Source organism: Amycolatopsis kentuckyensis (assembly GCF_002155975.1).
GTDB lineage: Bacteria > Actinomycetota > Actinomycetes > Mycobacteriales > Pseudonocardiaceae > Amycolatopsis > Amycolatopsis kentuckyensis.
In genome coordinates this window covers 1-10,536 of sequence record NZ_MUMI01000041.1, presented here as the reverse complement: position 1 = coordinate 10,536, position 10,536 = coordinate 1, and the positions used below count along the sequence as shown (strand labels likewise).

At 70.0% G+C, this 10,536-nt stretch carries 11 protein-coding genes; 10 read left to right on the top strand and 1 reads right to left on the bottom strand.

Going from position 1 to position 10,536, the window contains the following annotated elements; translation table 11 throughout:
* Window positions 1–500, top strand: a 500-nt coding sequence (locus tag CCN39_RS04590) for an AfsR/SARP family transcriptional regulator (RefSeq protein ID WP_143263945.1), incomplete at its 5' end; no start/stop codon positions are given.
* On the opposite strand, the gene CCN39_RS04585 is transcribed toward CCN39_RS04590, so the two are convergent.
* Window positions 482–856, bottom strand: coding sequence for a hypothetical protein (locus tag CCN39_RS04585; RefSeq protein ID WP_086838661.1), 375 nt, complete (start codon window positions 854–856; stop codon window positions 482–484). The two genes, CCN39_RS04590 and CCN39_RS04585, sit on opposite strands and share 19 nt — an antisense overlap.
* A gap of 155 nt (window positions 857–1,011) precedes the next feature.
* Here CCN39_RS04585 and CCN39_RS04580 point away from each other — a divergent pair, with 155 nt between their 5' ends.
* The 9 genes from CCN39_RS04580 to CCN39_RS04540 form a co-directional block, all read left to right on the top strand.
* On the top strand, window positions 1,012–1,701 hold the full coding sequence (locus CCN39_RS04580) for a demethylmenaquinone methyltransferase (RefSeq protein ID WP_086838659.1): 690 nt from the start codon (window positions 1,012–1,014) through the stop codon (window positions 1,699–1,701).
* A gap of 10 nt (window positions 1,702–1,711) precedes the next feature.
* Window positions 1,712–2,998, top strand: a complete 1,287-nt coding sequence (locus CCN39_RS04575; protein ID WP_167454977.1) for a geranylgeranyl reductase family protein — start codon at window positions 1,712–1,714, stop codon at window positions 2,996–2,998.
* A 490-nt stretch (window positions 2,999–3,488) separates the two neighbouring features.
* Window positions 3,489–3,908 (top strand): NADH-quinone oxidoreductase subunit A, encoded by a 420-nt coding sequence (locus CCN39_RS04570; RefSeq protein WP_086838657.1) that lies wholly within the window; start codon window positions 3,489–3,491, stop codon window positions 3,906–3,908.
* A 4-nt stretch (window positions 3,909–3,912) separates the two neighbouring features.
* Window positions 3,913–4,461, top strand: coding sequence for a NuoB/complex I 20 kDa subunit family protein (locus tag CCN39_RS04565; protein ID WP_003081859.1), 549 nt, complete (start codon window positions 3,913–3,915; stop codon window positions 4,459–4,461).
* A gap of 4 nt (window positions 4,462–4,465) precedes the next feature.
* Window positions 4,466–5,215 (top strand): NADH-quinone oxidoreductase subunit C, encoded by a 750-nt coding sequence (locus CCN39_RS04560; RefSeq protein WP_086838656.1) that lies wholly within the window; start codon window positions 4,466–4,468, stop codon window positions 5,213–5,215.
* Window positions 5,212–6,591 (top strand): NADH-quinone oxidoreductase subunit D, encoded by a 1,380-nt coding sequence (locus CCN39_RS04555; RefSeq protein ID WP_086838653.1) that lies wholly within the window; start codon window positions 5,212–5,214, stop codon window positions 6,589–6,591. The genes CCN39_RS04560 and CCN39_RS04555 overlap by 4 nt, the downstream gene beginning before the upstream one ends.
* Window positions 6,588–7,445, top strand: a complete 858-nt coding sequence (gene nuoE / locus CCN39_RS04550; protein WP_086838651.1) for an NADH-quinone oxidoreductase subunit NuoE — start codon at window positions 6,588–6,590, stop codon at window positions 7,443–7,445. The genes CCN39_RS04555 and nuoE overlap by 4 nt, the downstream gene beginning before the upstream one ends.
* Window positions 7,445–8,740: an NADH-quinone oxidoreductase subunit NuoF gene (nuoF, locus tag CCN39_RS04545; RefSeq protein ID WP_086838649.1), complete on the top strand. Its 1,296-nt coding sequence runs from the start codon at window positions 7,445–7,447 to the stop codon at window positions 8,738–8,740. Before nuoE ends, nuoF begins: the two co-directional genes overlap by 1 nt.
* The coding region (locus CCN39_RS04540) for an NADH-quinone oxidoreductase subunit G (protein WP_086838662.1) at window positions 8,737–10,536 on the top strand (1,800 nt) is incomplete at its 3' end. The genes nuoF and CCN39_RS04540, both read left to right, overlap by 4 nt.

Sequence of the window (10,536 nt, the reverse complement as noted above, 5' to 3'; positions counted from 1 at the left end):
CGGGCGAGCTGGACGCCGTCCGCTTCGAAGCGCTCGCCGGGCGGGCGGCGGGGGAGCCGCGGCCCGCCGAACGGACCGCGTTGATCCGTGAGGCACTCGGGTTGTGGCACGGCACGCCCTACGGCGGCCTGGACGTCCCGGTCCTGGCCGACGAGGCCCTGCGGCTGACCGAGCGGCGCATGGTCCTGCTCGAACAGCTGCACCAGGCCGAACTCGACCAGGGCAGGCACGCGGCGGTGGTGGCCGAGCTGGCCGGGCTGGTGCGCCGGTATCCGCTGCGGGAACGGCTGCACTACCTGCTGATGATGGCCCTGTCGCTCGACGGGCGGCGGGCGGAGGCGCTGGACGCCTACCGCGGCGCCCGCCGGGTGCTGGTCCGGCAGCTCGGCCTGGAACCGGGCCGTGCGCTGCGGGACCTCGAACGCCGGATCCTGGCGGACGGGCCCGTGGCCTGCGCGGCCGCGGGCCCGTCCGGCGGGGATCAGATGACGCGCAGGTAGAGGTACACGTGCGAGCCGGCGCGGGACTTGTTGAACTCCTTCTTCGTGCCCTCGCCGCCGGCGCGGACGGTGCCGAAGTTGGTGCCGTCACCCCAGGTGCCGTAGACCTCGGCGGCCTTGCCGTCGGCGTCGGTGTCCTTCACCCAGCCGTTGACCGAAACCTTGCCGTTGGTGCAGGTGATCGTCCACGCGGCGGACCCGCCGCCGACCGAGGGGCTGAACTTGTCACCGCAGGTGCCCTGGATCGTCACCACGCCGTCGGTGCCCGCCAGCGCGGGAGCCGAGCTGATCAGGGAACCACCGACGACGGCGCCGGTCAGCGCGGCCACGGCCGCCGCCTTCTTGACGAAGCTCATCTCGTAGTGCCTTTCTCGGGGGCCGGCTGTTCGCCTGCCGTGAAAAGGACACTGCCGGGGTCGTCTTTGCTGTTACTTTGCCACTGCTTTGCTCCGGCTTTGCCGGTCCGCGACCCTCGAGGGACAAGCGCGGCCCGGCTGTCTAGATTCAAGCCATGTCACGCGCAAGCCTGGACAAGGATCCGCACGAAGTCGCCGCGATGTTCGACGGCGTCGCGGACGGGTACGACCGGGCGAACTCGTTCATGACGTTCGGCTTCGACCGGCGCTGGCGCACCACCACCGCGCGCGTCCTCGACGCCCGCCGCGGTGAGAAGGTCCTGGACCTCGCCGCCGGCACCGGGGTGTCGACCGTCGAGTACGCCCGCGGGGGCGCGTGGTGCCTGGCCGCGGACTTCTCCTTCGGCATGCTCCGCGCCGGGCTGCACCGCAAGGTCCCGATGGTCGCCGCGGACGCGCTGAACCTCCCGTTCGCCGACGAGAGCTTCGACGCCGTGACGATCTCCCTGGCCCTGCGCAACTTCGTCGACACTAAGGCCGCGCTCACCGAGATCGCCCGGGTGGTCAAGCCGGGTGGCCGGCTGGTGATCTGCGAGGTCTCGACCCCGCCGTTCGCGCCGATCCGGTTCATCCACCGGCGGTTCATGCTGAAGCTGCTCACCTGGGTCGGCAAGCGGACGTCGTCCAACCCCGAGGCCTACTCCTACCTGGCCGAATCGATGCTCGCCTGGCCAGACCAGCGCACCCTCGGCGAGATCATCGCGAGCGCGGGCTGGGCCGACGTCGAGTGGTTGAACCTCACATTCGGCGTCGTGGCGATCCACCGCGCCCGAAAGCCTGCCTAAACTCGCGTTCATGACGCGACGCACCGCAGACCAGGACGCCGAAGTCATCGTCGTCGGCGCCGGACCCGCCGGTTCCACCGTGGCCACCTACCTGGCCCGCGCGGGCGTCGACGTCCTCCTGCTGGAGAAGACCGAATTCCCCCGCGAGAAGGTCTGCGGCGACGGACTGACCCCGCGCGGGGTCAAGCAGCTCATCGACCTCGGCATCGACACGAGCGAGGACGCCGGCTGGGTGCACAGCCGCGGCCTGCGGATCCTCACCGGCGACCTGACGCTGGAACTCGACTGGCCGGACCTGACCAGCTACCCGCCGTACGGCGTTTCCCGCACCCGCCACGACTTCGACGACCTCCTCGCGAAGCTCGCCGTGAAGGCCGGCGCGCGGCTGTACGAGCGCACCACCGTCACCGGCGCGATCACCGGCCCGAGCGGGCGCGTGGTCGGCGTCGAGGCCAAGGTCGGCCCGGAGCGGACGCCGGTGAAGTACTTCGCGCCGCTGGTCCTGGCCTGCGACGGCGTGTCCGCGCGGCTCGCGCTGAGCGTCGGCATCCAGAAGAACGAGAAGCGCCCGATGGGCGTCGCGGTGCGCCAGTACTACAAGAGCCCGCGCCACGACGACCCGTTCATCGAGGGCCACCTCGAGCTGTGGGACCGCTCCGACCCGCGCGACCCGAAGCTGCTGCCGGGCTACGGCTGGGCGTTCCCGCTCGGCGACGGCACGGTGAACGTCGGCCTCGGCATGCTCTCGACGTCGGCCTCGTTCCGGAACACCGACTACCGCGCGCTGCTGCGCCAGTGGCTCGACGGGACGCCGGAGGAGTGGGGCTACCGCGAGGAGAACGCGATCGGCAAGGTCGGCGGCGCCGGCCTCCCGATGGGCTTCAACCGCACCCCGCACTACCGCGACGGCCTGCTGCTGCTGGGCGACGCGGGCGGCATGGTCAGCCCGTTCAACGGCGAAGGCATCTCGGCGGCGATGGAGTCCGCGCAGATCGCCGCGGAGGTCGTCGTGCAAGCGCTTGCGCGGCGCGAAGGGCCTTCGCGGGAGCGGGCGCTGGAGGCGTACCCGCGGGCCGTCGGCGAGCTGATGGGCGGCTACTACCAGCTGGGCAACGTCTTCGCGAAGATCATCGGCAAGCCGAAGATCATGCACGCGTGCACCAAGTACGGGCTGCGCATCAACAAGCTGCTGCCGCTGGTCTACAAGGGCCTGTCGGGCTGCTACGACGCCAAGGGCGGCGACGGCGTCGACCGCCTCATCGCGGCCCTCGCCCGCGCCACCCCCTCCCCGCGCTGACCCCAGCACCTTCCCTGGGAAAGATGCGTCGCGAGGTCCTCCGGACGCATCTTTCTCAGGGAAAGCTCGCGCGCGGACACACGAGTGGCCTAACAAGTTGGCCGTGCGGTCAGTGGGATAGATCACAGGTCAGCGCCCGTTTTGTCCGTCCGGAACGCGATCTTGAAGCCCCTTCGCGCAGGTCGCGCGCGCGGTGCCGCCGACCCGTGACAACGATGGCGGATCAACTTAGGCGACCCTTATAACACGGGGTACTAGGGACAAGAGTGTGAGTCGCGTCCTAGACTCCCCCCATGCTTTGTGAATCCCTTCACATCCGCGACGAGTGGCTTGTGAACTATTTCACAAGCACCTTGAGGTCCAGCCACGGGCCGTAAGGAGACCCTGACCCTCGGCGGTGTGACCCAGGTCCCTTAGGGTGCCGACGAGGCCCAGCGGTTCCCCACCACAAGCACAACCGCAGCGGCGCGGAAAGGATGGCGAAGACCCCGTGCTGACGTTGCTGACCCGGACCGACACGGTGCAGCTGGCCCAAGAGGCCCCGAGCCTGAAGCCCTACCTGCCCATCGTGATCTTGTTCGTCCTGGCGCTCGGGTTCGCCGTGCTGTCGGTCCTGCTCGGACCGCTCGTCGGCCCCAGCCGGTACAACAAGGCCAAGCTCTCCGCCTACGAGTGCGGCATCGAGCCGTCCCCGCAGCCGCTCGTCGGCGCCGGGCGGATGCCGGTCGCGTACTACATCACCGCGATGCTGTTCATCCTGTTCGACATCGAGATGGTCTTCCTCTACCCGTTCGCCGTGCAGGCGGACGCGCTGGGCACGTTCGGCCTGGTGGAGATCCTGCTGTTCATCGCGACGGTCGGCTTCGCGTACGCCTACGTGTGGCGGCGCGGCGGCCTGGATTGGAACTAGACCCATGGGCCTGGAAGAAAAACTCCCCAACGGCATCCTGCTGGCCAGCCTCGAAGGCCTCGTCAACTGGGCGCGCAAGAACTCGCTGTGGCCCGCCACCTTCGGCCTCGCCTGCTGCGCGATCGAGATGATGACGGTCGGCGGTTCCCGCTACGACATCGCCCGCTTCGGCATGGAGCGCTTCAGCGCGACGCCGCGGCAGGCCGACCTGATGATCGTCGCCGGGCGCGTCACCCAGAAGATGGCCCCGGTCCTGCGCCAGATCTACGACCAGATGGCCGAGCCGCGCTGGGTCCTCGCCATGGGCGTCTGCGCCTCCTCCGGCGGCATGTTCAACAACTACGCCGTGGTCCAGGGCGTCGACCACATCGTGCCGGTCGACATGTACCTGCCCGGCTGCCCGCCGCGGCCGGAAATGCTGCTGGACGCGATCCTCAAGCTGCACGCCAAGATCCAGGACGAGCCGATCAACGCCCGCCGCGCCGCGATCCGCGCCGCGAGCGGGGAGCGCACCGAGCTCGTCGCTTCGTCGATCAAGTACGCGAAGAAGTAGAGCGATGACTGAGAACCCCCAACCCGGCGACGAGCAGTCCAGCGCCGAGCGAGCCGAAACCGGCCTGACGGCGAAGGGCCCGGGCGCGGCCGAACCGGTCGTCACCGGGCGCGAGCGCCAGGGCATGTTCGGCGTCCACGGCACCGGCGACACCTCCGGCTACGGCGGCGTCCGGCTCCCGGCGTACAGCCCGGCGCCGGCCGAGCGCCCCTACGGCGGCTGGTTCGACCAGTTCGCCGACGAGTTCTACGCCGCGCTGGCCGAGCGCAAGATCCCCGCCGAAGCGATCCTGCAGACGACGGTCGACCGCGGCGAGATCACCTTCTACGTCGCCCGCGAGCACCTGCCCGCCATCGCGAAGACGCTGCGCGACGACGGCGGCCTCCGGTTCGAGCTGCTGTCCTCGGTGTCCGGCGTGGACTACGGCGTCGACGTCCCGCAGCGGCTGCACGCGGTCTACCACTTCACGTCGCTGACCTACCGGCGCCGCATCCGCCTCGAGGTCACCCTCGACATCGAGGACCCGCACGTGCCGTCGCTGGTGGAGACCTACCCGACCGCCGACTGGCAGGAACGGGAGGCCTGGGACATGTTCGGGATCGTCTTCGACGGTCACCCGGCCCTGACCCGGATCCTGATGCCGGACGACTGGGACGGCCACCCCCAGCGCAAGGACTACCCGCTCGGCGGGATCCCGGTCGAATACAAGGGCGCGGAGATCCCGCCGCCGGACCAGCGGAGGTCGTACTCGTGAGCACCGAGAACCTGTCGGACGTCACCACCGGGACGGACACGAGCGCGCCGGGATCGGACAGCACCGACGACGTCAGCTACGCGGATTCCCGCGACACCACCGAAGGCCGCGTCTACACGGTCTCCGGCGGCGACTGGGACGACGTCATCGCCGACGCCCAGCACGACGAGCGCATGGTCATCAACATGGGCCCGCAGCACCCGTCGACGCACGGCGTGCTCCGGCTCGTGCTGGAGATGGAGGGCGAGACCGTCACGCAGCTGCGGTCGGTCATCGGCTACCTCCACACCGGCATCGAGAAGAACTGCGAGTACCGGACCTGGACCCAGGGCGTCACGTTCGTGACGCGCATGGACTACCTGGCCCCGCTGTCGACGGAGATGGCGTACTGCCTCGGCGTCGAGAAGCTGCTCCAGATCGAGGCCCCGCGCCGCGCGCAGCTGCTGCGCGTGATGCTGCTGGAGATCAACCGGATCGGCTCGCACCTGGTCTACATCGCCACCGGCGGCATGGAGCTCGGCGCCACCACCGCGATGACGCTCGGCTTCCGCGAGCGCGAAGAGGTGCTGCACCTGCTGGAGCACCTGACCGGCCTGCGGATGAACCACGCGTTCATCCGCCCCGGCGGCCTCGCGCAGGACATGCCGGCCGACTACGTCGAGGTCGTCAAGGCGTTCATCAAGACGATGAAGGAACGCCTTCCGCTGTACGACAAGCTCTTCACCGGCCAGCCGATCTGGCGCAACCGGCTCAAGGGCGTCGGCTACCTGCCGGTGGACGCGTGCCTCGCGCTCGGCGTCACCGGCCCGGTGCTGCGGTCCGCCGGCCTCCCGTGGGACCTGCGCAAGACCGAGCCGTACTCCTGCTACGACGAGTTCGAGTTCGACGTCCCGGTCGACAACGGCGCCGACTGCTGGTCGCGCTACCTGATCCGGGTGCACGAGATGCACGAGAGCCTCAAGATCATCGAGCAGTGCCTCGAGAAGCTCGAGCCGGGCCCGGTCATGGTCGAGGACAAGAAGGTCGCCTGGCCCGCGCAGCTGTCCATCGGCAGCGACGGCATGGGCAACTCCCTCGAGCACGTCAAGAAGATCATGGGCCAGTCGATGGAGTCCCTGATCCACCACTTCAAGCTGGTCACCGAGGGCTTCAAGGTGCCGGCCGGGCAGGTCTACACCTCGGTCGAGTCGCCGCGCGGCGAGCTGAGCGCGCACCTGGTCTCCGACGGCGGCACCCGGCCGCTGCGGGTCCACGTGCGCGAACCGAGCTTCGTGAACCTGCAGTCGATGCCCGCCATGGCCGAGGGCGGCCTGGTCGCCGACGTGATCGCCGCCATCGCCTCGATCGACCCCGTCATGGGGGGAGTGGACCGATGACCACAGCAGTTCCCGAGCCCGGGCCGAACTACGCGGACACCACGCACGCCGCGGCCGGGCCCGACACCGACGTCGTCGCCATCGCGCCGGACCCCGATGTCGCAGCCGGGATCATCACCGAGACGCCGCTGGAAGACATCTTCGACGCGGACATCCACGCCAAGGCGCAGGACCTGATCGCGCGCTACCCGATGTCCCGCTCGGCGCTGCTGCCGATGCTGCACCTCGTGCAGTCCGTGCAGGGCTACGTCAGCCAGGAGGGCATCGCGTTCTGCGCGAAGCAGCTCGACCTGTCCGACGCCGAGGTCAGCGCGGTCGCGACGTTCTACACGATGTACAAGCGCAAGCCGTGCGGCGAACACCTCGTGAGCGTCTGCACCAACACGCTGTGCGCGGCCATGGGCGGCGACGCGATCTACAAGAAGCTCCAGACGCACCTGGGTTCCGAGTCGGAACCGCTGGGGCACAACGAGACCGCGGGTACGCCGAACGAGCCGGGCTCGATCACCCTCGAGCACGCCGAGTGCCTCGCGGCCTGCGACCTCGCCCCGGTCATCCAGGTCAACTACGAGTACTTCGACAACCAGACCGAGGACAAGGCCGTCGCGCTGGTCGACGCGTTGCGGGCGGGCAAGAAGCCGGCCCCGACGCGCGGCGCGCCGCTGTCGAACTTCAAGGGCGCCGAACTGCAGCTCGCCGGGTTCTTCCCGGAGGACGAGGCGGCCTACCGCCGGGACGTCGACGGCCCGTCGCAGGCCGTCGAGACGCTGCGGGGCGCGAAGCTCGCGCAGGACCGCGGCTGGGTCGCCCCGGTCGCGCAGGATGTCCCGCTGCCTGAAGTGGAGAAGAAGTAATGGCCGATCCCATTACCCCGGTCCTCACGAAGCGCTGGCTGTCGCCGAACTCCTGGCAGATCGGCCAGTACGAGGCCCTGGAGGGCTACACGGCGATCCGCAAGGCACTGGCCGGAACGCCGGAGCAGCTCGTCCAGCTGGTCAAGGACTCCGGCCTGCGCGGCCGCGGCGGCGCGGGCTTCCCGGCCGGCATCAAGTGGTCCTTCATGCCGCCGAACTTCGACAAGCCGCACTACCTGGTGATCAACGCCGACGAGGGCGAGCCGGGCACCTGCAAGGACATCCCGCTGATGATGGCGGACCCGCACTCGCTGATCGAGGGCTGCATCATCGCCTCGTACGCGATGCGGTCCAACCACTGCTTCATCTACGTCCGCGGCGAGGCGCTGCACTGCATCCGCCGCCTCAACGCGGCCGTGCGCGAAGCCGAAGCGGCGGGCTACCTGGGCGAGAACATCCTCGGCTCCGGCTTCGACCTCAAGATCACCGTCCACGCGGGAGCGGGCGCGTACATCTGCGGCGAAGAGACCGCGCTGCTGGACTCCCTCGAGGGTCGTCGTGGCCAGCCGCGGCTCAAGCCGCCGTTCCCGGCCGCCGCGGGTCTCTACGCGGCGCCGACCACGGTCAACAACGTCGAGACCATCGCGAGCGCGCCGTTCATCGTCAACGGCGGCTCCAGCTGGTTCCGCGAGATGGGCCGCGAGAAGTCGCCCGGCCCGAAGATCTACTCGATCTCCGGCCACGTCGAGAAGCCCGGCCAGTACGAGTGCCCGCTCGGCACCACGCTGCGCGAGCTGCTGGACATGGCGGGCGGCATGAAGGACGGCATCCCGCTCAAGTTCTGGACCCCGGGCGGCTCGTCCACCCCGATGTTCACCGCCGAGCACCTCGACGTTCCCCTGGACTTCGAAGGCGCGGCGGAAGCCGGGTCGATGCTGGGCACCACCGCCGTCCAGGTCTTCAACGAGACCGTGTCGGTGCCGTGGGCCGTGATGAAGTGGACCCAGTTCTACGAGCACGAGTCCTGCGGCAAGTGCACGCCGTGCCGCGAAGGCACGTACTGGCTGGCGCAGATCCTCGAGCGGATGGTCGAGGGCCACGGCACCGAAGAGGACATCGACACCCTCCTCGACGTCTGCGACAACATCCTCGGCCGGTCGTTCTGCGCCCTCGGCGACGGCGCGGTGTCGCCGATCACCAGCGGCATCAAGTACTTCCGCGAGGAGTTCCTCGCGCTGTGCGAGAAGAACCGGCACGAACAGACCAAGCCCGAACTCGTGGGAGCGCAGGCATGACGATCGCCCCCGACAAGCCCGAGACCACCGAGACGCCGGTCCCCGAAGGCCACGTCAAGCTGGTCATCGACGGCGAAGAGGTCATCGCCCCCAAGGGCGAGCTCCTCATCCGCACGGCCGAACGCCTCGGCACGGTCATCCCGCGGTTCTGCGACCACCCGCTCCTCGACCCGGCGGGCGCCTGCCGCCAGTGCCTGGTCGAGGTCGAGATGGGCGGCCGGCCGATGCCGAAGCCGCAGGCGTCCTGCACGATGACCGTCGCCGACGGCATGGTCGTCAAGACGCAGCTGACGTCGGCGGTCGCGGACAAGGCCCAGCAGGGTGTGATGGAGCTGCTGCTCATCAACCACCCGCTGGACTGCCCGATCTGCGACAAGGGCGGCGAGTGCCCGCTGCAGAACCAGGCGCTGGCCCACGGCCGCGCGGAGTCGCGGTTCGTCGACACCAAGCGGACGTTCCCGAAGCCGCTGCCGATTTCGACGCAGGTGCTGCTCGACCGCGAGCGCTGCGTGCTCTGCCAGCGCTGCACCCGGTTCTCCCGCGAGATCGCCGGCGACCCGTTCATCGAGCTCCTCGAGCGCGGCGCCCACCAGCAGATCGGCACCGCGGAGACGGCGGACGTCCTGGACATGGCGTCGCGGACGACCAGCGGCCAGCCGTTCCAGAGCTACTTCTCCGGCAACGTCATCCAGATCTGCCCGGTCGGTGCCCTGACGAGCGCCGCCTACCGGTTCCGCTCCCGCCCGTTCGACCTGGTGTCCGCGCCGAGCGTGTGCGAGCACTGCTCGTCCGGCTGCGCCGAGCGCACCGACTTCCGGCGCGGCAAGGTCCAGCGCAAGCTGGCCGGCGACGACCCCGAGGTCAACGAAGAGTGGATCTGCGACAAGGGCCGCTTCGCCTTCCGCTACACCGGCGCCGAGGACCGCATCCGGCGTCCGCTGGTCCGCAACCCCGAGACCGGTGAGCTGGAAGAGGCGTCCTGGACCGACGCGCTGCGCGCCGCGGCCGCGGGCCTCACCGCGGCCCGGTCCAACGGCGGTGTCGGCGTCCTGCCCGGTGGCCGGCTGACCGTCGAGGACGCCTACGCGTACTCGAAGTTCGCCCGCGTCGCCCTGCAGACCAACGACGTCGACTTCCGCGCCCGCCCGCACTCGGCCGAGGAGCTCGCGTTCCTCACCTCGCACGTCGTGGGCGTGACGCCGGAGTCCGGCGTCACCTTCGGCGAGATCGAGCGGGCCCGCACGGTCCTGTGCGTCGCCTTCGAGCCCGAGGACGAAGCCCCGATCGTGTTCCTGCGGCTGCGCAAGGCGGCCCGCAAGAACCGCACCCGGGTCGTCCACTTGGGACAGTGGACGACGTCGTCGGTGCGCAAGACGTTCGGCGAGCTGCTCGCCTGCGTCCCCGGCCAGGAAGCCGCGGCCGTCGAAGGCATCGCCAAGCACGCGCCGGACCTCGACGAGGGCCTGCGCGGCGAAGGCGCGGTCGTCCTGGTCGGCGAGCGCGCCGCCGCGATCCCCGGCCTGTTCGCCGCCCTGCACGACCTGGTCGAGCGCACCGGCGTCCGGCTCGCGTGGATCCCGCGCCGCGCCGGTGACCGGGGTGCGCTGGAAGCCGGCTGCGTGCCGTCGCTGCTGCCCGGTGGGCGGCGCGTCGGTGACGACGCCGCCCGGGTCGCCGTCGAGAACGTCTGGGGTGTCCCGCTCCCGGCCACCCCGGGCCGCGACGCGACCGACATCCTGCTGGCCGCCTCGGCCGGCGAGCTCGGCGGCCTGGTCGTCGGCGGCGTCGACCCGTAC

Bases quoted from the DNA above. Each gene is read 5' to 3' on its own strand.
- CCN39_RS04585 (WP_086838661.1), bottom strand. From the start codon at position 856: ATGAGCTTCGTCAAGAAGGCGGCGGCCGTGGCCGCGCTGACCGGCGCC.
- CCN39_RS04580 (WP_086838659.1), top strand. From the start codon at position 1,012: ATGTCACGCGCAAGCCTGGACAAGGATCCGCACGAAGTCGCCGCGATG.
- CCN39_RS04575 (WP_167454977.1), top strand. From the start codon at position 1,712: ATGACGCGACGCACCGCAGACCAGGACGCCGAAGTCATCGTCGTCGGC.
- CCN39_RS04565 (WP_003081859.1), top strand. From the start codon at position 3,913: ATGGGCCTGGAAGAAAAACTCCCCAACGGCATCCTGCTGGCCAGCCTC.
- CCN39_RS04560 (WP_086838656.1), top strand. From the start codon at position 4,466: ATGACTGAGAACCCCCAACCCGGCGACGAGCAGTCCAGCGCCGAGCGA.
- nuoE (WP_086838651.1), top strand. From the start codon at position 6,588: ATGACCACAGCAGTTCCCGAGCCCGGGCCGAACTACGCGGACACCACG.
- nuoF (WP_086838649.1), top strand. From the start codon at position 7,445: ATGGCCGATCCCATTACCCCGGTCCTCACGAAGCGCTGGCTGTCGCCG.